Annotated in this window: 24 protein-coding genes; 20 read left to right on the top strand and 4 right to left on the bottom strand. The window is 68.8% G+C overall.

Annotated features, from left to right (window positions below):
* Nucleotides 1–345: 345 nt before the first annotated feature.
* The gene (locus F793_RS0104795) at nucleotides 346–1,035 is read right to left on the bottom strand and encodes a glutathione S-transferase family protein (RefSeq protein ID WP_018882754.1); all 690 of its coding nucleotides are present in this window, start codon (nucleotides 1,033–1,035) and stop codon (nucleotides 346–348) included.
* Between the two features lie 115 nt (nucleotides 1,036–1,150).
* Between F793_RS0104795 and F793_RS0104790 the strand changes: the two genes are divergently transcribed.
* From F793_RS0104790 to F793_RS0104735, 12 genes are all read left to right on the top strand, one after another.
* Nucleotides 1,151–1,591 carry an RNA-binding S4 domain-containing protein gene (locus F793_RS0104790; protein ID WP_017940403.1) on the top strand — a complete coding sequence of 147 codons (441 nt, stop codon included), beginning with the start codon at nucleotides 1,151–1,153 and terminating at the stop codon, nucleotides 1,589–1,591.
* A complete protein-coding gene (locus tag F793_RS0104785; RefSeq protein WP_017940404.1) occupies nucleotides 1,588–2,055 on the top strand; it encodes an NUDIX hydrolase in 468 nt (155 codons plus the stop codon). The genes F793_RS0104790 and F793_RS0104785 overlap by 4 nt, the downstream gene beginning before the upstream one ends.
* 52 nt (nucleotides 2,056–2,107) lie before the next feature.
* A complete protein-coding gene (gene pcnB / locus F793_RS0104780; protein ID WP_018880153.1) occupies nucleotides 2,108–3,535 on the top strand; it encodes a polynucleotide adenylyltransferase PcnB in 1,428 nt (475 codons plus the stop codon).
* On the top strand, nucleotides 3,532–4,074 hold the full coding sequence (folK, locus tag F793_RS0104775; protein ID WP_018880152.1) for a 2-amino-4-hydroxy-6-hydroxymethyldihydropteridine diphosphokinase: 543 nt from the start codon (nucleotides 3,532–3,534) through the stop codon (nucleotides 4,072–4,074). Before pcnB ends, folK begins: the two co-directional genes overlap by 4 nt.
* Entirely contained in the window at nucleotides 4,071–4,721 is a 651-nt protein-coding gene (locus F793_RS0104770) for a deoxynucleoside kinase (RefSeq protein WP_018867136.1), read from the top strand. The genes folK and F793_RS0104770 overlap by 4 nt, the downstream gene beginning before the upstream one ends.
* A gap of 35 nt (nucleotides 4,722–4,756) precedes the next feature.
* A complete protein-coding gene (panB, locus tag F793_RS0104765) occupies nucleotides 4,757–5,551 on the top strand; it encodes a 3-methyl-2-oxobutanoate hydroxymethyltransferase (RefSeq protein ID WP_018881638.1) in 795 nt (264 codons plus the stop codon).
* A gap of 15 nt (nucleotides 5,552–5,566) precedes the next feature.
* Nucleotides 5,567–6,445 carry a pantoate--beta-alanine ligase gene (panC, locus tag F793_RS0104760; protein ID WP_018881637.1) on the top strand — a complete coding sequence of 293 codons (879 nt, stop codon included), beginning with the start codon at nucleotides 5,567–5,569 and terminating at the stop codon, nucleotides 6,443–6,445.
* Nucleotides 6,446–6,711: 266 nt separating this feature from the next.
* On the top strand, nucleotides 6,712–7,092 hold the full coding sequence (gene panD / locus F793_RS0104755) for an aspartate 1-decarboxylase (protein WP_026280257.1): 381 nt from the start codon (nucleotides 6,712–6,714) through the stop codon (nucleotides 7,090–7,092).
* 70 nt (nucleotides 7,093–7,162) lie between these two features.
* Complete coding sequence (gene sucC, locus F793_RS0104750; RefSeq protein WP_018882753.1) at nucleotides 7,163–8,323, top strand: ADP-forming succinate--CoA ligase subunit beta; 1,161 nt, start codon at nucleotides 7,163–7,165, stop codon at nucleotides 8,321–8,323.
* Complete coding sequence (sucD, locus tag F793_RS0104745; protein WP_018878278.1) at nucleotides 8,320–9,189, top strand: succinate--CoA ligase subunit alpha; 870 nt, start codon at nucleotides 8,320–8,322, stop codon at nucleotides 9,187–9,189. The genes sucC and sucD overlap by 4 nt, the downstream gene beginning before the upstream one ends.
* 7 nt (nucleotides 9,190–9,196) lie before the next feature.
* Complete coding sequence (locus F793_RS0104740) at nucleotides 9,197–10,891, top strand: NAD+ synthase (protein WP_018882752.1); 1,695 nt, start codon at nucleotides 9,197–9,199, stop codon at nucleotides 10,889–10,891.
* A gap of 420 nt (nucleotides 10,892–11,311) precedes the next feature.
* A complete protein-coding gene (locus F793_RS0104735) occupies nucleotides 11,312–11,650 on the top strand; it encodes a P-II family nitrogen regulator (RefSeq protein WP_017940393.1) in 339 nt (112 codons plus the stop codon).
* A gap of 251 nt (nucleotides 11,651–11,901) precedes the next feature.
* Here the strand turns inward: F793_RS0104735 and F793_RS0104730 are convergent, their stop codons facing one another.
* Nucleotides 11,902–12,744 (bottom strand): outer membrane protein assembly factor BamD, encoded by an 843-nt coding sequence (locus tag F793_RS0104730; RefSeq protein WP_018882751.1) that lies wholly within the window; start codon nucleotides 12,742–12,744, stop codon nucleotides 11,902–11,904.
* A 79-nt stretch (nucleotides 12,745–12,823) separates the two neighbouring features.
* Between F793_RS0104730 and rluD the strand changes: the two genes are divergently transcribed.
* The 8 genes from rluD to F793_RS0104690 all read left to right on the top strand — a co-directional run bounded on the left by rluD (nucleotide 12,824) and on the right by F793_RS0104690 (nucleotide 22,769).
* On the top strand, nucleotides 12,824–13,783 hold the full coding sequence (rluD, locus tag F793_RS0104725; protein ID WP_018882750.1) for a 23S rRNA pseudouridine(1911/1915/1917) synthase RluD: 960 nt from the start codon (nucleotides 12,824–12,826) through the stop codon (nucleotides 13,781–13,783).
* Nucleotides 13,776–14,558: a peptidoglycan editing factor PgeF gene (pgeF, locus tag F793_RS0104720; protein ID WP_018882749.1), complete on the top strand. Its 783-nt coding sequence runs from the start codon at nucleotides 13,776–13,778 to the stop codon at nucleotides 14,556–14,558. The genes rluD and pgeF overlap by 8 nt, the downstream gene beginning before the upstream one ends.
* Nucleotides 14,559–14,748: 190 nt before the next feature.
* Nucleotides 14,749–17,331, top strand: a complete 2,583-nt coding sequence (gene clpB, locus F793_RS0104715) for an ATP-dependent chaperone ClpB (RefSeq protein WP_017940397.1) — start codon at nucleotides 14,749–14,751, stop codon at nucleotides 17,329–17,331.
* Nucleotides 17,332–17,461: 130 nt separating this feature from the next.
* Entirely contained in the window at nucleotides 17,462–17,827 is a 366-nt protein-coding gene (locus tag F793_RS0104710) for a 5-carboxymethyl-2-hydroxymuconate Delta-isomerase (protein WP_017940398.1), read from the top strand.
* A gap of 69 nt (nucleotides 17,828–17,896) precedes the next feature.
* Nucleotides 17,897–19,207: a triacylglycerol lipase gene (locus F793_RS0104705; protein WP_018882748.1), complete on the top strand. Its 1,311-nt coding sequence runs from the start codon at nucleotides 17,897–17,899 to the stop codon at nucleotides 19,205–19,207.
* A gap of 106 nt (nucleotides 19,208–19,313) precedes the next feature.
* On the top strand, nucleotides 19,314–20,465 hold the full coding sequence (locus F793_RS0104700) for a putative zinc-binding metallopeptidase (protein WP_018882747.1): 1,152 nt from the start codon (nucleotides 19,314–19,316) through the stop codon (nucleotides 20,463–20,465).
* A 57-nt stretch (nucleotides 20,466–20,522) separates the two neighbouring features.
* Complete coding sequence (locus F793_RS0104695; protein ID WP_018882746.1) at nucleotides 20,523–22,178, top strand: BCCT family transporter; 1,656 nt, start codon at nucleotides 20,523–20,525, stop codon at nucleotides 22,176–22,178.
* Nucleotides 22,179–22,484: 306 nt separating this feature from the next.
* Nucleotides 22,485–22,769: a hypothetical protein gene (locus F793_RS0104690; protein ID WP_018867151.1), complete on the top strand. Its 285-nt coding sequence runs from the start codon at nucleotides 22,485–22,487 to the stop codon at nucleotides 22,767–22,769.
* Between the two features lie 23 nt (nucleotides 22,770–22,792).
* Here the strand turns inward: F793_RS0104690 and F793_RS0104685 are convergent, their stop codons facing one another.
* Nucleotides 22,793–23,371, bottom strand: coding sequence for a hypothetical protein (locus tag F793_RS0104685; RefSeq protein WP_018882745.1), 579 nt, complete (start codon nucleotides 23,369–23,371; stop codon nucleotides 22,793–22,795).
* A gap of 99 nt (nucleotides 23,372–23,470) precedes the next feature.
* A complete protein-coding gene (locus F793_RS0104680) occupies nucleotides 23,471–24,463 on the bottom strand; it encodes an NAD(P)H-dependent glycerol-3-phosphate dehydrogenase (protein ID WP_018878283.1) in 993 nt (330 codons plus the stop codon).
* Between the last annotated feature and the right edge of the window lie 32 nt (nucleotides 24,464–24,495).

The following is a 24,495-nucleotide window of genomic DNA, read 5'->3' as shown; positions in this document are numbered from 1 at the left end:
GCCCAGGCGGCCCTCGGTGCGCTCGCCCGGTGCCGCCTGGAGCTGGTCGCTCATCTCGGCTTCCAGAACCTGCTGGACCGCCTCGCGCACCAGCGTGCGCATCAGTTCCTCGTCTGTCCCCAATAACGCTCGCAGTGACGTGCGATCCGCAGTAGCCTGGCTCTTGTGAGTGGTCATGGTCTCGCCCTCCTTGAGGGGTTCCGGTGGTCGCTAACCAACCCGAATACCATGGCCGCTCACCTCCTGCCAGCTTCTGCACATAACTCAGCACACTACTAGGCAGTGCAAACACCCGATGCCGAACCGGGCGCAACCCAAGGGGTGGGTGGTCGGGAAAAGCCCGGGTCAGGCGGACCCGTCGAGCTGCGCCGCGAAATGCGCCGGCGCGAAGCCCTCCTGCTTGCGCAGGTAGTCGGCCAGCTGGGCCGCAAAGTCGGCCGGGACCGAGTCCCGCACGGCCGGCATCTCGCGCAGCCGCTCCCAGCGCTGCGCCAGCCGTGGAAACGCCTCCGCCTCCCAGGGGCTGTCCGGGTCCGCAAGCAGCGCATAGCGCATCAGGATCGGTGCCAGGGTCGCGTCGATCAGCGAGAAATCCGGGGTGGCCAGGCGATCATCCCGCGTCATCTGTTGTTCCAGGCGCTCCAGCCCGCGCGCGGCCGTATGGCGCGCGAGCTCGAAGGCGTCCTCGGTGGCGGCCGTCATCCAGTGATACTGGGCGAAGGTCTGTTCCGAGAGGTACTCGATCCACGCCCGGGTGCGGGCCTGTTCCAGGGGGTCCACCGGCATCAGGGCGGGCGGGGTGATGGCATCGATATACTCGTTGATCACCGCCGACTCGAACAGCACGGTGTCGTCGTCGACGATCAGCACCGGCACCTTGCCGAGCGGCGAGCGCGCGCGGAACCACTCCGGCGGGTCGGCCAGATCGATCAGGCTCAGTTCGAACGGGGCCTGCTTGTATTTCAGCGTGATCACGCTACGCTGGACAAACGGACAGATGGCGAAACTGATCAGGTGCAGATGCGGCAGATTCATGAGGGTCCTTGGCGTCCTGGGTCGGGGCAGGTCACGGTCCGGATGACCGCGGAACGTCGGTGCCTGGCCTGGAAAGGTTGCGCATTGTCCCCCCTCGCGCAGGCCCGGGGAAGCCTTGGCCAGGGGTAGCGGCCACCACGAGGCGCCCAGCGCCGGGCTGCGGATCGACAAGTGGCTGTGGGCCGCGCGTTTCTACAAGACGCGCGGGCTGGCCAGCGAAGCGGTTGGCGGCGGCAAGGTCCACGTGAACGGCGAGCGCTGCAAGCCGGCGCGGCGCGTGCATCCCGGTGACCGCCTGACGATCCATCGGGGCCCGCAGGTCTGGGAGCTGGACGTGGTGGGGCTGAACGAGCAGCGCCGGCCGGCCCGCGAGGCACAGGCTCTGTACGAGGAGACCCCGGAGAGCCAGGCCCGGCGCGAGGCGGAAAGCGAGCGCCGCCGGGCCGAGCGCGCGGTGGCGGACAGTGCGCCCAGCCGCCGGCCGGACAAGCGCGAGCGGCGCAAGATTCGCCGTTTTATTCGCCAGGATGACAGCGACAGGAGCGAATCCGAGTGACATCCCTCGAAGGCAGTGGCCCTCCGGTGACCCCGCGTGTGGCGGTGGATCTGGTGATCCGTCATCCGGCCCAGCCCGGTCGGGTGCTGGTGATCGAGCGGCGCAACCCCCCGCATGGCTGGGCGCTCCCCGGGGGCTTCGTCGACGTTGGCGAGTCCGCCGAGCATGCCGCGGTGCGCGAGGCGCGCGAGGAGACCGGGCTGGAGGTCGAGCTGGAGGTGTTGCTGGGCGTTTATTCCGACCCGGAGCGCGATCCGCGCGGGCATACCGTCAGCGCGGTCTATATCGCCCGTGGCCGGGGCGAGGCGAAGGCCGCCGACGATGCCACCGACTGCGCCTGGCTGGACCCGGAGGATCCGGATCCGGTCCTGGTGTTCGATCACCGGCGCATCCTCGATGACTACCGCCGCTGGCGTCTGACCGGTGAAACCGCCGCGCCACGCCCGGTGCGAAAAGCGGGATGAAGCCGGCCAAGCTGTTACCATACGGCGCTTTCGACCACCGCTACGGTATCGCGTGACAAAGGCTGACCCCGCAACCCCGACTCGACCCGACAGCGAGCTGCCGGAACCGCGCGTCTACGAGCGCGCGGATCACGGGATCTCGCGCGCGGCGATCGACGACAACGCCCTGAAGGTGCTCTATCGCCTGCGCGACGCGGGTTACCGTGCCTGTCTGGTGGGCGGCGGCGTGCGTGACCTGCTGCTGGGCCGCGAACCGAAGGATTTCGACGTTGCCACCGACGCGACGCCCGAGCAGGTGCGCGGGCTGTTCCGCAACTGTCGCCTGATCGGGCGCCGCTTCCGCCTGGCGCATGTGCTGTTCGGGCGCGAGATGATCGAGGTGGCGACCTTTCGCGCCCCGCATGACGACGAGTCCGGGGACGAGGGCCAGGTGGCACTGAGCGAGGAAGGACGCATCCTGCGGGACAACCGCTACGGCACCATCGAGCAGGACGCGATCCGCCGCGACTTCAGCGTCAACGCCCTGTACTACGACATCGAGGACTTCTCGGTGCTGGATTACACCGGCGGGGTCGAGGATCTGCGCGCGGGCGTGCTGCGCCTGATCGGCGACGACGTCGAGACCCGGCTGCGCGAGGACCCGGTGCGCATGCTGCGGGCGGTGCGTTTCTCCGCCAAGCTGGGGCTAACCATCGCACCGGAGGTCGAGGCCGGCATCCATGAGCTGGCCTCGCTGATGCAGACCGTGGCGCCCGCGCGGCTGTTCGACGAGGTGATCAAGCTGTTCCACAGCGGTGCGGCGGTGACCTGCCTGGACGAGCTCGAGCGCTTTGGCCTGTTCGAGGCGATGTTCCCCGAGGCGGCGGACTGCTTTGCCGATCCGGATGTCGGTCCCGAGCGGCGCCAGTTCCTGGTCGAGTCGCTGCTGAACACCGACAAGCGCATCAACGAGGGGCTGGGCGTGAACCCGGCCTTCCTCTATGCCGCGATCCTGTGGGCCCCGGTTCAGGTGGCCGCGGCGCAACGGATTGACGACGGCGAGCAGGAGATCCCCGCCTGGCAACAGGCGATGGCCGAGGTGCTCGATCGGCAGGTGAAGACGGTCTCCATCCCCAAGCGCTTCAGCCTGATTGTGCGCGAGATCTGGGAACTGCAGGCGCGCCTGGAGCGCCATCGGGGCGGCCGCGCGCTGCGCCTGCTGACCCATCCGCGTTTTCGCGCCGGCTACGACTTCCTCTGTCTGCGCGCCCGTGCCGGCGATGCCGACCCCGAGCTGTGTCGCTGGTGGACCGAGATCCAGGAGCAGGACGAGGCCGGTCAGAAGGCCATGGCCGGGGCCCCGAAGGGGCCGAAAGGTGACGGCAAATCGGGTGCCAAGGGCAAGTCGCGGCGCGGTGGTCGTCGTCGGCGCCGGGGCCGCAAGGGTGGTGGCGAGAACGCGGGAACGGCCTCGAAGCCGGATGCCGGGGGTGGCGAGTGAGCACGGCCGATCACGGCGTGCAGGCCTTCATCGGGATCGGCGCCAACCTGGGCGAGCCCGAGGCGCAGGTGCGCGACGCGTTTGACCGTCTGGCACAGGAACTGCCGCAGACGCGCCTGACCGGGCGTTCCCGGCTGTTCCGCAACCCGCCGATGGGCCCGCAGGACCAGCCCGACTACGTGAACGCAGTGGCTCGGCTGCACACCCGTCTGGAGCCGCTGGACCTGCTGGCGGGTCTGCAGGCAATCGAGTGCGCCTGCGGCCGCAAGCGCGACGGCAGCCGCTGGGGGCCGCGGCTTCTGGATCTGGACCTGTTGCTGTTCGGTGAACAGTCGCTGGATCTGCCGGGCCTGCAGGTGCCGCATGCCGGCATCGCCGAGCGTGATTTCGTGGTCCTGCCGTTGCTGGAGCTGGCGCCTGGTCTGCAGATCCCGGGTGCGGGCCCGCTGGAGGGGCTGGCGCGGCGCTTCGACGGCGCGAGCCTGATTCCGATCGCGGAGCCGGAGGTGAGCATCGCGGCGGCGGAGGGACGCCGATGAGCCTGGGCGATTTCGATTTCATCGCGGTCGAGGGGCCGATCGGGGTTGGCAAGTCCAGCCTGGCGAAACGCCTGGCCGAGCACCTTCAGGCCGAGGGCATCTTCGAGGCGCCGGACGAGAACCCGTTCCTCGACCGCTTCTACCAGGAGCCGGACAAGCACGCCCTGGCGACCCAGCTGCACTTCCTGGTGCAGCGCGTGCGCCAGCTGACGCCAGTGGCGCAGAAGGGGCTGTTCGAGCAGCGGCACGTGTCCGACTATCTGATGGACAAGGACCCGCTGTTCGCCGAGCTGAACCTGCACCCCGATGAGCTGGAGATCTATCGCGAGATGTTCCGGCACCTGCGCGGCGGCCTGCCGCGTCCGGACCTGGTGATCTACCTGCAGGCGCCGGTGGACGTGCTGCAGGAGCGCATCCGCCGCCGGGCACGACCGTACGAACGTCACATCGAGGCCGGTTACCTGGAACGGCTGAACGCCGCCTACGCGGAATTCTTCTATCATTTCGAAGGACCGGCGCTCGTGATTGTGAACGCCACCGAGATTGACTGGGTGAACAACCCGGCCGATTTCGACCAGCTGGTGCAGTTTCTGGAGCCGATCCAGGGCGGGCGGCACTACTTCAACCCGTTGCCCATCTCGCTCTAGAGGGTGGCAAGCCGGACTGCCCGGGAGGCATGAACATGCGGCCGATTACCGTGAACACCCTGGCCCGGCGCAAGCAGGCCGGCGAGCCGATCGCCTGCCTCACTGCCTACGACGCGGCCTTCGCCGGGCTGCTGGACCGCTGCGGGGTCGACGTGATCCTGGTCGGCGATTCGCTCGGCATGGTGGTGCAGGGCCACACGACCACCCTGCCGGTGACGCTGGACGACATGGTCTATCACGTCGCCAACGTCGCGCGCGGCAGCGAGAACGCCCTGATCATGGCGGATATCCCGTTTCTGGGCGATGTCGATGTCGCCACCGCCCTGGCCCAGTCCGGGGCACTGCTGCGGGCCGGGGCGCACATGGTCAAGGTCGAATGCGGGGCGGTGGAGGTACCGATCGTGGAACGCCTGGTGTCCGCCGGCATTCCGGTCTGCGCCCACCTTGGGCTGACGCCGCAGGCCGTTCACCGCTTTGGTGGCCACCGCGTGCAGGGGCGCGATCCGAAGGCGGCGGCCGAGATGGAATCCCTGGCCGCGCGCCTGGAGAGTGCGGGGGCGCAGGCCCTGCTGCTGGAGGGCATCCCGGAGAGCCTGGCCGATGCCATTGTGCGCAGCGCCGGGGTGCCGGTGATCGGCATCGGCGCCAGTCCGCGCTGTGACGGCCAGGTGCTGGTGCTGTCCGATGTGCTTGGCCTGACCCCCGAGCCGCCGCGCTTCGCGCGGGATTTCCTCGCCGAGGGGGGCTCCCTGGAAGGCGCGGTACGCGCCTACTGCGACGCCGTGCGGACCCGGGCGTTCCCGCAATCCGGCGTCCATACCTTTACCTGACACGGAAGCCCGAGCATGAGAATCCTGCGTGATCGGCCACAGCTGGTGGCCATGCATCGAGAGTGGTCGCGCAAGGGGCGCGGCACCGTGGCGCTGGTGCCCACCATGGGCAACCTGCACGAGGGGCACCTGACCCTGATCCGGCATGCGCGGGCGCGCGCCCAGCGGGTGGTGGTTTCGATCTTCGTGAATCCGTTGCAGTTTGATCGCGCCGAGGACCTGGAGCGTTATCCGCGCACCCTGGAGGAGGATGCCCGTCTGGCGACCGATGCCGGCGTGGATGCGCTGTTCTGCCCCAGCAACGAGGACATGTATCCCGATGACGGCATGCCCCCGGTGCGCGTGGTCGTGCCGGGGCTGTCGGAGATCCTCGAGGGGGACTACCGACCGGGGCACTTCGACGGGGTGGCCACCGTGGTGACCAAGCTGTTCAACCTGGTGCGCCCGGACCTGGCCCTGTTCGGCGAGAAGGACTTCCAGCAGTTCAAGCTGATCGAGCGCATGGTGCAGGGGCTGGACATCCCGACCCGGGTGGAGGCCATCCCCACGGTGCGCGAGGCGGACGGTCTGGCCTTCAGCTCGCGCAACCATCAGCTGTCGGAGGCCGCCCGTGCGGTAGCCCCCGAACTCAAGCGGGTGCTGGACGAGGTCGCGATGGTCTGCCGTACCGCCACTGTGTTCGACGCCGACCGCATCCCCGAGGTCGAGGGACGGGCCTGCGAACGACTGCGCGAGGCCGGTTTCGATCCGGAGTACCTTTCCATCCGCCGCGCCGAGGACCTGCTGGAGCCGGCCTCGGGCGTACCGCTGGCTGAGCAGGACCTCGTGGTCCTGTCCGCCGCCTGGCTGGAGGACGTGCGCCTGATCGACAACGTCCGCACCCGCCCGGCCTGATCCTTTTTGGCAACCACGAAGCAAAGAACGTTCACAGGAAGACGGGAAGATTTGAAGAGGGCCGGATGGCCCTTGATCGTCTACGCACCGCCAATCAAGAATCCCTTCCTGTCTTCCAGCCTTCCTGTTAATGGCCCTTGAATTTCTTCGTGCCTTCGTGGGCTTCGTGGTGAAAAAACATTGACCCGAACGGGCGGGTTTGCCGTGGTCGCCGGGATCGCGGATAATTTTCCGCCCTTCCGAGGTACAAGCCGGGAATTCTCCGTATGGTTGTCACTATGCTGAAAGGCAAGCTGCATCAGGGCCGGGTCACGCATTGCGAGCTGGAGTACGAAGGCTCCTGCGCGATCGATACCCGCCTGCTGGAGGCGGCCGGCATCCTGCCGTTCGAGCAGATCCAGATCTACAACATCGACAATGGCGAGCGCTTCACGACCTACGCGATCGAGGGCGAGGCCGGTTCCGGCATCATCTCGGTCAATGGCGCGGCCGCGCACAAGGCGGCGGTGGGCCATCGCGTGATCATCTGCGCCTATGCTCAGATGGAGGCCGCCGAGGCCCGCGAATTCACCCCCGACCTGGTCTATCTCGACGCCGCCAACCGGATCATTCGCACCGGTCACGGCATCCCGGTCCAGGCCGCCTGATTTCCCTCTCCTCCGCGCACGGCCCGCCCGCAGTTGTCGGGCCGGGGGCGCGCCGCTATCCTCGACGCCCATGAATCTCCACGAATTTCAGGCCAAGGCGCGCTTTCGCGACGCCGGCATCCCCGTTCCCGACGGTCAGGTGATCACCGCGATCGATGCACTACCCGGCGCCTGGCAGGCGCTGGGTGCCGAGCGCGTGCTGGTCAAGGCCCAGGTCCACTCCGGCGGTCGTGGGAAGGCCGGCGGCGTGGTGATGGCGGATTCCCTTGAGGCGGCGCGCGTGGCCGCGGAGAACCTGCTGGGTTCGCGCCTGGTCACCGGCCAGAGCGGCCCCGAGGGGCTGCCGGTGGACCAGCTGCTGCTGGAGCCGGCGGTGGATATTGCCCGCGAACTCTACTTCGCCATGCTGGTGGACCGCGCGCGCGAGCGCCTGGCGCTGGTGGTCTCCGCCGAGGGCGGCATGGATATCGAGACGCTGGCGGCCGAGCGCCCCGAGGCGGTCGTGACCCTGCCGATCCATCCGGCCACCGGGGTAATGCCGTTTCATGGCCGCCGGGTGGCCTCGACCCTGGGCCTGGCCGGCGCCGCCGCCAAGGCGATGGCGCAGCTGGTGACCAACGCGCATGCCCTGTTCCAGCAGCTCGATGCCCAGTTGCTCGAGATCAACCCGCTGGTGCTGACCGGCGATGACCGGCTGCTGGCGATCGACGCCAAGCTGACCATCGACGACTCCGCAGCCTATCGTCAGAAGGCGCTGTTCGAAGAGCGCGACGCGCGCCAGCGCGACCCGGCCGAGGAACAGGCGCACGAGCACGACCTCAATTACATCCGCCTGGATGGCTCCATCGGCTGCATGGTCAACGGTGCCGGCCTGGCGATGGCGACCATGGACCTGATCCAGCACCACGGCGGCGAACCCGCCAACTTCCTGGATGTCGGTGGCGGCACGACGGTGGAGCGGGTGACCGCGGCCTTCAAGCTGATCCTGTCCGATGCCTCGGTGAAGGCGGTGCTGGTGAATATCTTCGGCGGCATCGTGCGCTGCGACCTGATCGCCGAGGGCATCATCGCCGCGATCCGCGAGGTGCAGGTCCAGGTGCCGGTGGTGGTGCGCCTGGAGGGCACCAACGCCGAGCAGGGCCGCAGTGCGCTGGCGCACTCGGGCCTGGACGTGATCCCGGCCGCTGATCTGGACGCGGCAGCGCGGGCCGTAGTGGAGGCCGTGGCATGAGCATTCTCGTCGACCGCGACACCAAGGTGATCTGTCAGGGCTTCACCGGCAAGCAGGGCAGTTTCCACTCGGAACAGGCCATCGCCTACGGGACCCGCCTGGTCGGGGGCGTAACCCCCGGCAAGGGCGGGCAGACCCATCTGGATCGGCCGGTGTTCGATACCGTGGCCGACGCGGTGGCGACCACCGGCGCGACCGTCAGTATGATCTACGTGCCGGCCCCGTTCGCCGCGGACGCGATCTGCGAGGCGGCGGACGCCGGGATCGAGCTGGCGGTCTGCATCACCGAGGGCATCCCGGTACAGGACATGGTCCGGGTCAAGCAGGTGCTGGCCGGCAGCCCGACGCGCCTGATTGGCCCCAACTGCCCGGGCATCATCACCCCGGATGCCTGCAAGGTCGGGATCATGCCCGGCTACATCCATCGCCGCGGGCGCATCGGCATCATCTCGCGCTCGGGTACGCTGACCTACGAGGCGGTCAAGCAGACCTCGGACCTTGGACTGGGCCAGAGCACCTGCGTGGGCATCGGTGGTGACCCGATCCAGGGCCTGGACTTTGTCGACTGCCTGCGCCTGTTCCGCGAGGATCCGGAGACCGACGGCGTGCTGATGGTGGGCGAGATCGGTGGCGACGCCGAGGAACGCGCCGCGCGCTTTATCGCGGACGAATTCGACAAGCCGGTTGCCGCCTATATTGCCGGCGCCACCGCACCGCCGGGCCGGCGCATGGGCCATGCCGGGGCGATCATCGCCGGTGGTCAGGGCACCGCGGCGCAGAAGATGACCGCCCTGCGCGAGGCCGGTGCGACCGTGGCCGAGAGCCCGGCGGAACTGGGCGCCGCGATGCAGTCCGCACTGGTCTGATCCGCGGATGAGCGCCGATTCGCCCCTGCGTCTGGCCCTGGCCCAGATCAACCCGGTGGTGGGCGGTCTGGAGGACAACCGCCACCGCATCCTCGAGGCGATCGAACAGGCCCGCGCCGGCGGCGCCCGCGCAGTGGTGTTCCCCGAACTGGCGGTCACCGGCTACCCGCCGGAGGACCTGCTGCTGCGTCCGGCGTTTCTGCTGGGCGTGGAGCGCGTGGTGACCGCGATCACCGAGGCGGCGCGGGGTATCGATGTGATCCTGGGCGCCCCGGTGCACGGGGAGGCGGGCCTGATCAACGCGGCGCTCTGGCTGCGCGACGGGGCCTGCATCGCGCGCTATGCCAAGCAGGTCCTGCCCAATTACTCGGTGTTCGACGAAGAGCGCTACTTCGTCGCCGGCACCGAGGCCTGCGTGGTCGAACTGGACGGCTGGCGGGTCGGACTGACGGTCTGCGAGGACATCTGGCAGCCGGGTCCGGCGACCGCGGCGCGGGCCGCCGGGGCCGAGCTCCTGCTGAATCTCAACGCGTCGCCCTACCACCGCGGCAAGGCCGAGGAACGCCTGCGCGTGGTGGGCCAGCGCGTCGCCGAGACCGGCTGCCCGGTCGTCTACGTGAACCAGGTAGGCGGCCAGGACGAGCTGGTCTTCGACGGGCGCTCCTTCGTGCAGGATCCGGTCAACGGGGCGCGGGCCGTGCTGCCGGCCTGGGCGACCGGCCAGGGGCAGGTAGAGGCGCGCCGCGGGGCGCAGGGTCCGGTCCTGCACCCCCGCGACGAGCACCTGCACCTGTCCGCCTGCGGCATCCGGCCGACGCTGACCGACCCCGGTCCGGAACCGGACGAGGCCGATGCCCGCGACCTCTACCAGGCGCTGATGATCGGCATCCGCGACTACGTGACCAAGAACGGCTTTCCCGGGGTGCTGCTGGGCCTGTCCGGCGGGATCGACTCCGGACTGACCGCGGCGCTGGCCACCGACGCCCTGGGCCCGGCGGCGGTCACGGCCGTGATGATGCCCTATCGCTATACCGCCTCGATCAGCATCGAGGACGCCGAGGCACAGGCCCGGCTGCTGGGGCTGGAGTATCACGAGATCGCGATCGAACCGATGGTCGAGAGTTTCATGGCGGGGCTGGGGGATGCCTTGTCCGCGTATCCGGCCGGGGCGGGGGACGTAACCGAGCAGAACCTGCAGGCGCGCGCCCGGGGTGTGCTCCTGATGGCGCTGTCCAACCGCAGCGGCAAGCTGTTGCTGGCCACGGGCAACAAATCCGAGATGGCGGTGGGCTACTCCACGCTGTACGGCGATATGAATGGCGGTTTCGCGCCGCTGAAGGATGTCTCCAAGCAGTGGGTGTATCGCCTGGCGCGCTGGCGCAACACGCGCGGGCCGGCGATCCCGGAACGGGTGATCGAACGTCCGCCCAGCGCGGAGCTGGCGCCGGATCAGCAGGATGCCGACTCGCTGCCGCCGTACGAGGTGCTGGACGCGATCCTCGAGGCCTTTGTCGAACAGGAACGGTCCGTCGCCGAGATCGTCGCGCAGGGTTTTGACCGCCCCACGGTGGAGCGCATCGCCCGCATGGTGTTCATCGCCGAGTACAAGCGCCGCCAGGCCGCGCCCGGAATACGGGTCAGCCCGCGCGCCTTCGGCCGCGACCGGCGCTACCCGATCACCTCCGGCTACCGCCCGGACTGATCCGCGCCGACGCGCGCAGAGTTCACCACGAAGCACACGAAGGCACGAAGAAGGTCAAGGACGGTTCACAGGAAGACAGGAAGTACCGAAGGTTCTGAATGGGGTGTCCCGGGCTGCGGTCTTAGGGCCCCGACAATACTGACTCGGTGCCTCGCTCCGTCCGACGTATCCGAAACGGCGGCATATTGCGGACCGGAAAGGACTTCCCCGATCAACCACAGGCCCTCTTCCAGCCTTCCCGTCTTCCTGTTAAACGCCCTTGACCTGGCCCTTCTTCGTGCCTTCGTGTGCTTCGTGGTCGATTCCAAGCAGCGTCGAACGTCGCGAGAAGGCGAGGACCGCAGCGCAGCCCCGGGGGTTTGATACACTTTCAGGGGTGAGACAAGCGCCTGCGCAGCGGGCACAACCAAAGGGATTCGCATGAAGAAGATCGAGGCGATCATCAAGCCGTTCAAGCTGGAAGATGTCCGCGAGGCCCTGACCGAGATGGGTATCGCCGGGATGACCGCGACCGAGGTCCAGGGCTTCGGGCGCCAGAAGGGCCACACCGAGCTCTACCGGGGCGCGGAATACGTGGTCGATTTCCTGCCCAAGGTGAAGCTGGAACTGGTGGTGGACGACGACCGGGTCGACCCCTGCATCGATGCGATCGTGAAGGCCTCGCGCACCGGCAAGATCGGGGACGGCAAAATCTTCGTGTCGGATATGTCGCGCGTGGTCCGCATCCGCACCGGCGAAGAGGGCAGCGAGGCCCTCTGAACGACGGATCCTCCGGCGCTTGATGGATCTACCACGAAGCGCACGAAGGCACGAAGAAGGTCAAGGGCGGGTAACAGGAAGGCTGGAAGAGGGGAAGCGTGATTGGGGTGTGGGGTTGGCTGGTGTCTGTCGCAGCCCCGAACGTACGCAATATCCGTGGCGGCCAAACCCGTTCAACCTTCCAGTCTTCCCACCTTCCTGTAGACGCTTTTCCCTCTGTGCCGTAGCGGACTGAACGAGTGCCCGGGGGCTCAGTTGGTGAGGAAGGGGATGCGGTCCATCACGCGCCACAGGCCGCGGCGTTCCTCGCCTTCCAGTTCCACCGGCTCGCCCGCGCGCACGGCCACGGCCACGTCCGGATAGTTCAGCTCCAGCACGGTCATGGTGTTCTCGGCGTGATCGTCCAGGCCGAGCTCGGTGTAGGCGCGATGCAGCACGGCCAGGGCCTTCGGCATCACCTCGGCGCCGGGGTAGGTGGAGATGACGTTGCGGGCGCGCTGCGCGGCTGCGACCCAGGCGGTGCGTTCCATGTAGAACTCGGCCACCCGCAGTTCGTAGGCGGCCAGCGCATTGCGGATGTAGATCATGCGCTGGTAGGCGTCCGGGGCGTAGCGGCTGTCGGGAAACTCGCGGATCAGGCGGTCGAAGTCCTGGAAGGCCTGGTCGAAGGGCTCCGGGTCCATCTCGGCGGGGTCGCGCGGGAACAGGTTGGCGAGGAAGCCCTGCTGGCGGTTGAAGTTGATCAGCCCGCGCAGGTAGTACGCATAATCCAGGTTCGGATGGCGCGGGTTCAGCTGCACGAAGCGGTCCACCGCGGCCAGGGCGGGTTCCGGCTCGCCGGCCTTGTAGTAGGCGTAGGGGATCTCGATCTGCGCCTGCTGGGCGTAGCGCCCGAACGGGTAGCGGGCCTCGAGTTTTTCGTAGTATTCGACGGCCTGGTCGTAGTTGCCCTCGTTCAGGGCGTTCTTGGCCTCGCCGTAGAGCTGACTGGCGGACCAGCCGAGCGTGGGGTCTTCGCGCCCGGCACAGCCGGCGACCACGAGCGCCACGATCAGAACGACGAGCAGGCGCGACAGGTGCGGGACAGAAATCACGGCGAGGCCTCACAGATGAACCGAAGTGCAGGGATTCTACAACATCAAGCCCCGGTGGCGACGAGCGGGAGGCCGCGCAATGAGTGAACCGCGGGAAGCCTGTCTGCCGGAAGAAGCGGCGGGACAACGCCTGGATGCCGCGCTGGCGCGGCTGTTCCCGGAGTACTCGCGCAGCCAGCTGACCCAGTGGCTGAAGGAGGGCGCGCTGCGGGTGGATGGTGGCTCGCCCCGCCCGCGCACGCCGGTGCGCGGGGGCGAGCGGGTCGAGCTGACGGCGCCCGATGCGCCGGTGCTGGAGGCCCGGCCCGAGGCCATTGCGCTGGACATCGTGTACGAGGACGCCGCGGTGCTGGTGGTCAACAAGCCCGCCGGGCTGGTGGCCCACCCGGCGGCCGGGCATCGCGACGGCACGCTGGTCAATGCCCTGCTGCACCACGCCCCGGAGCTGGCGCAGCTGCCGCGCGCCGGGGTGGTCCACCGCCTGGACAAGGACACCACCGGCCTGATGGTGGTCGCGCGTACGCCCGAGGCCCAGACCGCCCTGGTGCGCCAATTGCAGGCGCGCAGCGTACACCGCGAGTACCGCGCCCTGGTCCAGGGCCGAGTGATCAGCGGGGCCACCATCGACGAGCCGATCGGGCGTCATCCGGTTGATCGCAAGCGCCAGGCCGTGACCGCGGCCGGCAAGCCCGCAGTCACGCATTACCGTGTGGCGGAGCGCTTTCCCGCGCACACCCTGCTGAACGTACGTCTGGAGACCGGGCGCACGCACCAGATCCGTGTGCATATGGCACATATCCGCCACCCGATCGTGGGGGATCTGACCTACGGCGGCCGTCCGCGCCCGGTGAAGGGCATGGGCGACGCGGCGAAGGCGACGGTCGCGGCCTTCAAGCGCCAGGCCCTGCATGCGGCCCGCCTGGAGTTCGAGCATCCGGAGACGGGCGAGCCCTGCGCCTTCGAGGCCCCGCTGCCGGAGGATTTCGAGGCCCTGCTCGCGGCCCTGCGCGCCGATGCCCGGGAGGACGGGGATGTCTGAGGCCCTGCCGCTGTTGAAACCCGGGCCCGGGGAACTCCCGGCCGGGGTGCACGCGCTGCAGACGACCCGGACGGGTGGCGTCAGTACCGGGCCCTGGGCCGCGCTGAATCTGGCCCTGCATACTGGCGATGCCCCGGATCACGTGGCGGAAAACCGGCGCCGACTGGAACAGTCCCTGGGGTGCGCCGCGCCCATCGCCTGGCCGCGCCAGGTCCATGGGACGACCGTGATCACCGCCGATGCCCTGCAGGCGGCGCTGAAGGCGGGCGATACGCCCGAGGCCGATGCGGTGGTCAGCGACCGGCCGGGGGCGATCTGCGCCGTGCAGACCGCCGATTGTCTGCCCGTGGTGCTGGCGACAGTGGACGGCGCGGCGGTCGGGGTGGCCCACGCCGGCTGGCGTGGGCTGGCAGATGGGGTGCTGGAGGCAACGATCACGGCGCTGAACGGCCTGCGGCCAGGTGTGCCAATCCAGGCCTGGATGGGGGCTGCCATCGGACCCGTCGCCTTCGAGGTCGGGCCCGAGGTGCGCGAGGCCTTCCGGGCGCAGGATCCGGAGGCCGATGCCGCGTTTCGGCCCGGTGCCGGGGGGCGCCTGCTGGCGGATCTCTACCGGCTGGCGCGCCAGCGGCTGCAGCGGGCCGGTGTGGCGCAGGTCGCCGGCGGGGGCCGCTGCACCTTCACCGAGGCGGAGACCTTCTATTCCTATCGTCGCGAAGGAGCGACCGGCCGCATGGGCACGCTCGTGTGGTTCGCCCCCGACCCCGCGCGATAGCCACCTGTCACTGCGAGGCCCTGCCAGGGGCCGTGGCAGTCGCTGGATACACCCCGACGCTGGTTTCGCGGCGAGCCTCGGCTCTGGCCCCGCGTAGCGGTTTCCGCGCGTCTATCCTTGAAGCCGGGGGGATTGTCCCCAACGTTGGTGTCAGTTCAACAAGATTCGACCGAGGGGTTTCCCAATGCGAATGGATCGCCTGACCACCAAATTCCAGTCCGCCATCGCGGACGCACAGTCGCTCGCGGTTGGCCGCGACCATCAGTTCATCGAGCCGTCCCACCTGCTGCTGGCCCTGCTGGACCAGGAGGGGGGCACGATCCGTCACGTGCTCGACCGCGCCGGCGCCAACGTGCGCCAGTTGCGCTCCGCTTTGGGCGAGGCGCTGGATCGCCTGCCGAAGGTGGAAGGCGCCGCGGGCGAGGTGCATGTCTCCAACGACCTGGGGCGCATGCTGAACGTCTGCGACAAGCTCGCCCAGGAGCGCAAGGACCAGTACATCCCCAGCGAGCTGTTCCTGCTCGCGGCGATCGACGAGAAGGCCGGTGTCGGCGAGATGCTGCGCAACGCTGGCGCCAACAAGGACTCCCTGGAGAAGGCCGTGGAGGACATGCGCGGCGGGGCCCAGGTGGACGACCCGAACGCCGAGGAGAACCGCCAGGCCCTGGACAAGTACACCATCGACCTCACCGAGCGCGCCGAGCAGGGCAAGCTGGACCCGGTAATCGGGCGCGACGAGGAGATCCGCCGCTCGATCCAGGTGCTGCAGCGGCGCACCAAGAACAACCCGGTGCTGATCGGCGAGCCGGGGGTCGGCAAGACCGCGATCGTCGAGGGCCTGGCGCAGCGCATCATCAACGGCGAGGTGCCGGAGGGGCTCAAGGACAAGCGCGTGCTCGCACTGGACCTGGGGGCGCTGCTGGCCGGGGCCAAGTACCGTGGCGATTTCGAGGAGCGGCTGAAGTCCGTGCTCAAGGAGCTGTCGCAGGAAGAGGGTCGCGTGATCCTGTTCATCGACGAGATCCACACCCTGGTGGGCGCCGGCAAGGCCGAGGGCGCGATGGACGCCGGTAACATGCTCAAGCCGGCCCTGGCGCGCGGCGAGCTGCACTGCATCGGCGCGACCACGCTGGACGAATACCGCCAGAACATCGAGAAGGATGCCGCGCTGGAGCGCCGCTTCCAGAAGGTGCTGGTGGACGAGCCCACGCAGGAAGACACCATCGCCATCCTGCGCGGGCTGAAGGAGCGCTACGAGGTCCATCACGGGATCGAGATCACCGACCCGGCGATCGTCGCCGCCGCACAGCTGTCGCAGCGCTACATCACTGACCGGCAGCTTCCGGACAAGGCGATTGACCTGATCGACGAGGCCAGCTCGCGCATCCGCATGGAGATCGACTCCAAGCCCGAGTCCATGGACCGGCTGGAGCGGCGCCTGATCCAACTGAAGATCGAGCGCGAGGCCCTGAAGAAGGAGTCCGACGACGCCTCGAAGAAGCGCCTGGGCACGCTGGAGGAGGAGATCGAACGCCTGGAGCGCGAGTACTCCGACCTGGAAGAGGTGTGGAAGTCCGAGAAGGCCTCGGTCTCCGGGGCGGCCCAGTTGAAGGAAGAGCTCGAGCGCGCCCGCACCGAGCTGGAGACGGCCCGCCGCGCCGGGGATCTGTCGCGCATGTCGGAACTGCAGTACGGGCGTATCCCGGACCTGGAGAAGTCCCTCGCCATGGCTCACGAGATGGAGAGCCAGGAGACCCAGCTGCTGCGCAACAAGGTCACCGACGAGGAGATCGCCGAGGTCGTCTCGCGCTGGACCGGCATCCCGGTCTCCAAGATGCTGGAGGGCGAGAAGGACAAGCTGCTGCGCATGGAAGAGGCCATTGGTGACCGCGTGGTTGGTCAGTCCGAGGCGGTGCGCGCGGTGGCCAACGCCATCCGCCGCTCGCGGGCGGGCCTGTCCGACCCGAACCGCCCGAACGGCTCGTTCCTGTTCCTTGGCCCGACCGGCGTGGGCAAGACCGAGCTGACCAAGGCGCTGGCCGGGTTCCTGTTCGACACCGAAGAGGCGATGGTGCGCATCGACATGTCCGAGTTCATGGAGAAGCACTCCGTGGCGCGGCTGATCGGGGCGCCCCCGGGCTACGTCGGCTACGAGGAGGGCGGCTACCTGACCGAGGCCGTGCGCCGCAAGCCGTACTCCGTGATCCTGCTCGACGAGGTCGAGAAGGCGCACCCGGATGTCTTCAACGTGCTGCTGCAGGTGCTGGATGACGGCCGCCTGACCGACGGGCATGGCCGCACCGTGGACTTCCGCAATACGGTGATCGTGATGACCTCCAACCTGGGCTCGCAGCAGATCCAGGAGATGGCCGGCGAGGAGAACTACGCGGCGATGAAGGGCGCGGTGATGGAGATCGTCGGGCAGCACTTCCGTCCCGAGTTCATCAACCGTGTGGACGACGTGGTGGTGTTCCATCCGCTGGAGCGCGAACAGATCCGCGCGATCGCCGATATCCAGCTGCAGTACCTGCGCAAGCGGCTGGAAGAGCGCGACCTGGGCCTGACCATCACCGACGCCGCGCTGGATCACCTGGGGGCCGCGGGCTTCGACCCGGTCTACGGGGCGCGCCCGCTCAAGCGGGCGATCCAGACCCAGCTGGAGAACCCGCTGGCGCAGTCGCTTCTGGCCGGCGAGTTCGGCCCCGGAGATACCATCGAGGTGGACATGGCCGGCGAGCAGCTGGCCTTCACCCGGGCGGCGGCCGCGGCCTGATCCGTCCGGTATCCTGCGACATCGACAAGGCCCGCCCGGTGCGGGCCTTTTTCATGCCGGGTCCGCGCTGCGACACAATCGCGGGCCTGGCGCAACGGGACGCGCGCCGCGCGCGCCGAGGGGGGTGGGCATGCCGCATTTGCGGGTCGAATATTCACAGGACCTGGCTGCGGGGCCGGAGGTGGCTGCCTGGCTGGACGCCCTGCACGCGGCGGCCTGCGCTTCGGGGCTGTTCCCGGCGTCGCATATCAAGGTCCGCGCCCACCCGGTGTCGCAGTATCGGGTCGGGGGCGAGGTGCGGCCTTTCGTGCATGTCGAGGTGCGTCTCAAGTCCGGCCGTTCGCTGGCGCAGCGCCAGGCGCTGAGCGAGGCCGTCCTGCGGGCCCTGCAGGACCGGATCGGGGAGGCGGTAATCACCGTCGAGGTGACCGAGATGGAGGCGGCGAGCTACGCGCGGCACGATCCGCAGGACGGAGACCGGGACCGCCCGGATTGAAATGCCGGTGTGCGTGGCGAGCCGGGCGTTCCGGACCGCTACACTCGGGGGGAGGAAAGACGGAACGGGATGTTCGTGATGGCGGTGGTACGGGTGGTTGCGGTCCTGGCGCTGGGGTTCGTGCTGGCGGGGTGTTCGCTGCTGGATGCGCGCGAACAGCTCGCGCGCATGGGCGGGGCCTGTGTGATCAGCGGCACGGTGGGACCGGACGCGACGGCGTCCGAGGCGGGTCGGACGGGGCCCTATATCGTGGCGGTATTCCGCGAGTCGGTCGGTGGCGCCGGGGTGCCCGAGCCGGTGGACCATGTGGTCAGCGCCCAGGGCGGGAGCTGGTTCTTCGGGCTGGAGCCGGGTCGCTATCGTGTGCTGGCCTTCCGCGACGAGGAGGGTGACCGGGCCCATCCCGCCGGTGCCCCGGTGCAGTATGTGGCCGGCGGCGATCCGCTGGACTGTGGCCCCGGCGGGCGGCTGACCGGGATCGAGATCCGCGTGAACGGGGACCATCGCCTGGCCCACCCGGTTGCGCTGCCGGCCACACGCGGCCTGGTGGGTGCCGAGGGCGCCAGCGACCTTCCGCTGAGCCTGGGACGGGTGACCGCCTTCGGCGCGATAACCCACCTGGACGACCCGCGTTTTGCGTCCGAGGTGGCCCGCGGCAGCCAGTGGCGACCCCTGGACTTCGTGATGGACGGTTACGCGGGGGTGTACTTCCTCGAGCCCCATGACCCGACGCGGACGCCGGTGCTGTTCGTGCACGGGATGAACGGCTCGCCGCGGGACTTTGCCGGGCTGCTGGAGGTTCTGGACCGCGAGCGTTATCAGCCGTGGTTCTACTACTACGCCTCCGGGTTGCCACTGCAGTCGGCGGCCGCGCACCTGGCACAGGTGGTGGAGGAGCTGGAAGTGCGTCACGGGGTCGAGTCGCTACCGGTGGTGGCGCACAGCATGGGCGGGCTGGTGGCGCGGGGGTTCCTGAACGAGCGAGCTCGGCGCGAGGCGGCGGCACCGGTGCCGGTTATGATCACCCTGTCCACGCCCTGGGCCGGGCACGAGCGGGCGCAGCAGGGGGTGGATCGCTCGCCGGTCGTGATCCCGGTCTGGCGCGACATGGCCCCGGGCAGCGACTACCTGGAAGGCCTGTTCCCGCATCCGGGCGCGGGGGCAGGCGAGTTGCATCTGGTGTTCGGCTACCAGCGCGGCGAAGGGGGTGCGCGCGCGACCGCGGACGGGGTGGTGACGCTGGCCAGCATGCTGCACCCGCCGGCCCAGCGCGAGGCGGCCTCGGTCTTCGGCGTGGCGACCACGCATGCCGGCATCCTGTCGCATCCGCTGGCGCTGGAGCGGGTCGAGGAACTCCTGTCCCGGGTGGAGGATCGGTAATGGCTGCGCCGCGGCGGCCTCTGCACCGCGACGGGGCAGCGGGATCGGCGTAGTCTGGGGCCACCCGGCCGCACTTCGAGCGGGCGGCGGTTTAACGGGGAACGCGATGCAGTTGTTCGAGTGCGAGTTCTGTGGGCAGGGGGTGTATTTCGACAACACCTACTGCACACGCTGTGGCCACCGGCTGGGGTTTCTCCCGGATCGTCTGGAGGTGTCTGCCCTGGCGCCGGCGGGAGAGGCCACGGATGCCCGCGGGCACCCGGTGCCTGGCGGATTGTGGCGGGTGGCGGACGAGCCGGACGGGGCACTGTACCGCCAGTGTCGCCACTATGCGGTGGACGCGGTCTGCAACTGGATGGTGCCGCACGGCGACGCCGACCCGTTCTGCCGGGCCTGCCGCCTGAACCGGACCATCCCCGACCTGAGTGTCCCCGGCAATGCACGTCTGTGGGAGCGCCTGGAGACGGAGAAGCGGCGCCTGGTCTACGGGTTGTTGCGTCTGGGCCTGCCGGTGGTGCCGCGACGTGATGATCCCAAGGGGATCGCATTCGACTTCCTGGCCGATACGGCCCCCGAGTTCCGCGAGGGCGGTGGCGTGGTCACCGGCCATGCGAACGGGCTCATTACCCTGAATATCGCCGAGGCCGACCCGGCGGTCCGCGAGCGCATGCGCGAGGCGATGGCCGAACCCTATCGCACGATCCTCGGCCATTTCCGCCACGAGTCCGCCCACTACTACTGGGACCGCCTGATCCGCGATACTCCCTGGCATGCCGCCTTCCGCGAGCGCTTCGGCGACGAGCGCGCGGACTATGACGAAGCCCTGCGCCGCCATTATGCCGACGGGCCGCCCGCCGAATGGCAGGCCTCGTTCGTCTCCGCCTACGCCAGTTCGCATCCCTGGGAGGATTGGGCCGAGACCTGGGCCCACTACCTGCACATCGTGGATACCCTGGATACCGCGTCCGCCTACAACATGGATATCGTGCCCGGTGCCGGCCCGTCAGCACGGCTGGGTGCGCAGGCCGATGCACCGGCCTTCGACGCCTATGCCGCGGCCGATTTCGATGGACTGATGGAGCACTGGCTGCCACTGGTCAGCGCCCTCAACAGCCTCAACCGCAGCATGGGGCATCCGCATGTCTATCCCTTCGTGTTGACGGCCACGGCCATCGCCAAGCTGGCGTTCGTGCATCAGGTCATTCAGGATTTCCGCACGGATTGTCGTGCCGCGCTGGCGGGTGCCACCGGTACCTGAGCGCACGCCGGGGGCGCGCGGTCCGGCGCGCCCGCCACTCATGCGAAAGGACGCCCGATGTACAACGTTGCCACCCGTGGCCCATTCAAGGGGCTGAATCCGCGCGTCGCGCCGCTGGCGCTGATCCTGGTAGTGATCATCGCCCTGCTGGGGGTGTATCGCACCGAGCAGCTGGGTGCGGTGGTGGGCGATGCGCGTACCTTCGTGACGCCGCTTCTGGAGTGGTACTACGTGGTCGTCATGGCCTTCTTCCTGGTGATCGTGGTCTGGCTCGGGGTCGGGCGCTACAAGAACGTGCGCCTGGGGCGTGACGACGAGGTTCCCGAGTTCACCACCCTGTCATGGCTGTCGATGCTGTTCGCTGCAGGCATGGGCGTGGGGCTTCTGTTCTGGGCGGTGGCCGAGCCGCTGTCGCACTACGGCGGGAACCCGTTCCTGATCGATAATGGCGACCGGGCCGCGGCCGCGGACATGTCCATGGTCCTGACCTATTTCCACTGGGGGCTGAATGCCTGGGGCGTGTTCGCCCTGCTGGCCCTGATCCTGGCCTACTTCGGTTTCCGCAAGGGCCAGCCGCTGGCCCTGCGCTCGGCTCTGCACCCGCTGATCGGCAAGTACAGTCACACCTGGCCGGGGGACCTGGTCGACCTGTTGGCGATCATCGCCACCGTCTTCGGGATCGCGACGACGCTGGGCCTGGGGATCCAGCAACTGGAGTCCGGACTCGCGCACACCGTTGGGATCTCCCTGGAGGGGGACCGCGGACTACTGATGCTGACCGCGCTGCTGACCGTGATTGCGATCGTGTCCGTGGTGACCGGGATGCAGGCCGGGGTGCAGCGGGTCAGCCAGGCCAACCTCTGGCTCAGTGTCGCGCTGCTGGGGCTGCTGCTGGTGGCGGGGCCGACCCAGTACCTGCTGGCCCTGGTCGTGCAGTCCAGCGGCAGCTACCTGCAGAACCTGCTGGGGCTCTCGCTGTACACCCACGCCCACCATATGGACGAGTGGCATGCCGACTGGACGGTCTTCTACTGGGGCTGGTGGCTGGCCTGGGCGCCGTTCGTCGGGCTGTTCATCGCGCGCATCTCGCGCGGCCGCACGCTGCGCGAGTTCGTGATGGGCGTACTGCTGGTGCCGACCCTGATCACCTTCTTCTGGCTCGCGCTGCTGGGTGGCACCGCTTTGCATGCCGAGGTCGAGGGCATCGCCAATATCGCCGAGCGCGTGTCCGAGGACCTGACCATGGCGACCTTCGCCACCATGGAGACCCTGGAGCCCTGGCTGATTGCGAAGACGGGGGCGATTCTGATCACGATCCTGATTGCGACCTACCTGCTGACCTCCGCGAATGCCGGGATCGTGGTCATCAATACCCTGCTGGCCCATGGATCCACCGAGCATCGGGCGATCCACCTGATCCTGTGGGGGGCGATGATCGGGCTGGTGACCGGGGTCCTGCTGCTGGCCGGCGGGCTGGAGGTCCTGCAGAACGCGGTCATCCTGGCGGCGCTGCCGTTCTCGCTGGTGATGCTGATGATGGTGGTCGGGCTGATGCGCGCTCTGGAGGACGAGCGCTACGCGCCGCGTCCGGGCGAGCACACGGTCGCGCCCAGCGAGCCGTGGACCATCCCGCCGGACCGCGTCCACGAGGACTTCGACGTAGACGACGACGCCCCCGAGGCCCGCGACGAGGACGACCGCCGGGTTCCCTGACGGCCCCGGTCTTCCATCACGGCAAAAACCGTAAAGAGCGATTAACAGGAAGTTGGGAAGACAGGAAGAATGAATGGTTGGAAACCCCTTGCGCTTCGCGGTGGATGTTCAGGGCTATGCATCCAATGCACCTAAATCCAAATAGATCCTTCCGAGCTTCCCTTCTTCCTGTAAATGCTCTTTGGTTTTTCGGGCGCTTGGTGGTGAGCCGCAGGAAAGGCCCGCGCATCCTGCGCCCACTTTCGGGTGGGCGGGGCTTGCCGTAGCCTGTGCGCCCATCGTCAACCGAACCGCGAGAGAAGCCCCATGAGCGATACCCTGCAGTTGTCCGGCGAGCTGATCCAGAAGGTCCAGGAGGTGCTGACCGAGGTGGATCCGAAGGCGCAACAGCCCATCGTGGCCGTCCAGTACCTGAGCGCCATTACCGGGTTCATGGTCGCGCAGATGCCGGAGTCGGTGAACGAGCGCAAGGAATACCTGAAGCAGCTGTCGCAGTTCACCGAGTCGGTGTTCGTGGACGTGGAGAGTCGCAAGCAGGCCGCGCCGCCGCCGCAGGAAGCCAGCGGCGTGTGGCGCCCCGGCGACAACTGATCCGGGCTGGCGGCGCGCCGGCGTCAGCCGTTGTCGCCGCCTTCGCCCCGGTCCTTGCGCATCTGGCGCAGCATGGCTTCCTGCTCGTTGAAGCTGGGCATGCGCCGCTTGCCGCCCGCGTCGCGGTCACGTTCGCTGGCGCCGGCCTGGCCGGACTGGCCCGGCTTTTCGGCGTCCTTGATGCGCTGATACTCCTGCAGTTCGCGGCGGGCATCCTCGTCGCTGGTGTAGCGGCCACGGTAGTCCTGCGGCGGCTTGTGTCCCTTGCGCAGGAAGACCTGCTTGCGCAGTTCCTTGTTGTAGTCGGTGACCCGGCGGTCGATCCACCACAGGTCCACCAGCGCCCACAGCACACCGGCGCCCAAGGGTAGCAGCCACCAGAGGGCGGGTACGAAAAAGGCCAGGGCCAGGGTGATCGCGGTGAGCGCCAGGAAGCCGGCGCCGCCCAGCGGTTCGCGCAGGTAGAAGCGGTGCAGGCCCAGCGGGAACAGGACCCACGCGGCGTAGGCCGCGGGCCGGGTGCGCATCTCGCTGGCGAGCTTGGCATTGATGGACTGCAGGCCGCCGCCCTCCAGGTCCAGTTCCTTCCAGGCCTTGCTCATCCCTGCCTCCGTTGCGTTCACGTGTAGCGCCACGGTAGCCGCAACCCGGGGCGCGGGGCGATTGTGCGGGTGCCGCGCGAGGGTTTTACCGGCGCTGCGTCAGCCCTCTTCGCGCGTGGGGTCGCGTTCCAGCAGGCGGCGCACGGTGTCGCGCACCGGGCGGCCCTGGTAGAGCACGGCGTGTACCTCGGCGCAGATCGGCATCTCCACCTCCAGTGCCTCGGCCCGCACCACGGCGACCCGGGCCGTCTCCACGCCCTCCACCGACTGGCCGACCCGTGCGCGGGCGGTCTCGAGGTCCACCCCCTCGCCCAGCATCCGCCCCAGGCGGCGGTTGCGCGACTGGTTGTCGGTGCAGGTGAGGATCATGTCACCCAGCCCGGAGAGGCCGGTAAGGGTGGCAGGGCGGGCGCCCACCGCGGCGCCGAAGCGCTGGATCTCGGCCAGCCCCCGGGTCATCAGGGCGGCGCGGGCATTGGCGCCGAACCCGGCGCCATCGGCGATGCCCGTGGCCACCGCCAGCACGTTCTTCAGGGCCCCGCCGAGCTCCACGCCGATGACGTCGGTGTTGCGGTACAGACGCAGGGAACGCCCGTGCAGCGCCTCCACCAGGCGATCCATATGGCCTTCGTCGGTGGAGGCCACGGACAGCGCGGTCGGTTGCTCCTGCGCGACCTCGGCGGCGAAGGAGGGGCCCGAGATCAGGGCGGGCGGGTGTTCCGGACCCAGTTCCTGCTCGGCGATCTCGTGCAGCCAGGCGCCGGTGGCGGTCTCCAGGCCCTTGGTGGCCCAGGCCACCACCTGTCCGCGCGCCAGCCGCGGGGCCAGCCAGCGCAGGGTCGCGCGGAAGGCGCCGGAGGGGACGGCGATCAGGACCAGATCGCGGCCGTCGACGATCGCGGGGTCGGCGCTGACGCGGAGGTTGTCCGGGAAGCGGTGGCCGGGGAGGTAGCGGGCATTCTCGCGTTCGGCCTGCAGGCGCGCGGCGGTGTCATCGCCGCGTACCCACAGGGCCACGTCGGCATGCAGCCGCGCCGCATGCAGGGCCAGCGCCGTGCCCCAGCAGCCGCCGCCGAGGACCGCGATGCGCATCTTAGGAAACCCCATGCTTCATGTACGCGCGC

The organism is Thioalkalivibrio sp. ALE22, assembly GCF_000381445.1.
Classification (GTDB): domain Bacteria; phylum Pseudomonadota; class Gammaproteobacteria; order Ectothiorhodospirales; family Ectothiorhodospiraceae; genus Thioalkalivibrio.
The sequence above is the reverse complement of the archived record's forward strand: the minus strand, read 5'-3'. Positions and strand labels throughout refer to the sequence as shown.

Bases quoted from the DNA above. Each gene is read 5' to 3' on its own strand.
- clpB (WP_017940397.1), top strand. From the start codon at position 14,749: ATGGATCGCCTGACCACCAAATTCCAGTCCGCCATCGCGGACGCACAG.
- panD (WP_026280257.1), top strand. From the start codon at position 6,712: ATGGTTGTCACTATGCTGAAAGGCAAGCTGCATCAGGGCCGGGTCACG.
- F793_RS0104685 (WP_018882745.1), bottom strand. From the start codon at position 23,371: ATGAGCAAGGCCTGGAAGGAACTGGACCTGGAGGGCGGCGGCCTGCAG.
- panC (WP_018881637.1), top strand. From the start codon at position 5,567: ATGAGAATCCTGCGTGATCGGCCACAGCTGGTGGCCATGCATCGAGAG.
- pgeF (WP_018882749.1), top strand. From the start codon at position 13,776: ATGTCTGAGGCCCTGCCGCTGTTGAAACCCGGGCCCGGGGAACTCCCG.
- F793_RS0104690 (WP_018867151.1), top strand. From the start codon at position 22,485: ATGAGCGATACCCTGCAGTTGTCCGGCGAGCTGATCCAGAAGGTCCAG.
- F793_RS0104740 (WP_018882752.1), top strand. From the start codon at position 9,197: ATGAGCGCCGATTCGCCCCTGCGTCTGGCCCTGGCCCAGATCAACCCG.
- F793_RS0104770 (WP_018867136.1), top strand. From the start codon at position 4,071: ATGAGCCTGGGCGATTTCGATTTCATCGCGGTCGAGGGGCCGATCGGG.
- F793_RS0104680 (WP_018878283.1), bottom strand. From the start codon at position 24,463: ATGCGCATCGCGGTCCTCGGCGGCGGCTGCTGGGGCACGGCGCTGGCC.
- F793_RS0104795 (WP_018882754.1), bottom strand. From the start codon at position 1,035: ATGAATCTGCCGCATCTGCACCTGATCAGTTTCGCCATCTGTCCGTTT.
- sucD (WP_018878278.1), top strand. From the start codon at position 8,320: ATGAGCATTCTCGTCGACCGCGACACCAAGGTGATCTGTCAGGGCTTC.
- sucC (WP_018882753.1), top strand. From the start codon at position 7,163: ATGAATCTCCACGAATTTCAGGCCAAGGCGCGCTTTCGCGACGCCGGC.
- rluD (WP_018882750.1), top strand. From the start codon at position 12,824: ATGAGTGAACCGCGGGAAGCCTGTCTGCCGGAAGAAGCGGCGGGACAA.
- F793_RS0104710 (WP_017940398.1), top strand. From the start codon at position 17,462: ATGCCGCATTTGCGGGTCGAATATTCACAGGACCTGGCTGCGGGGCCG.
- F793_RS0104705 (WP_018882748.1), top strand. From the start codon at position 17,897: ATGTTCGTGATGGCGGTGGTACGGGTGGTTGCGGTCCTGGCGCTGGGG.
- F793_RS0104695 (WP_018882746.1), top strand. From the start codon at position 20,523: ATGTACAACGTTGCCACCCGTGGCCCATTCAAGGGGCTGAATCCGCGC.
- F793_RS0104700 (WP_018882747.1), top strand. From the start codon at position 19,314: ATGCAGTTGTTCGAGTGCGAGTTCTGTGGGCAGGGGGTGTATTTCGAC.
- F793_RS0104735 (WP_017940393.1), top strand. From the start codon at position 11,312: ATGAAGAAGATCGAGGCGATCATCAAGCCGTTCAAGCTGGAAGATGTC.
- panB (WP_018881638.1), top strand. From the start codon at position 4,757: ATGCGGCCGATTACCGTGAACACCCTGGCCCGGCGCAAGCAGGCCGGC.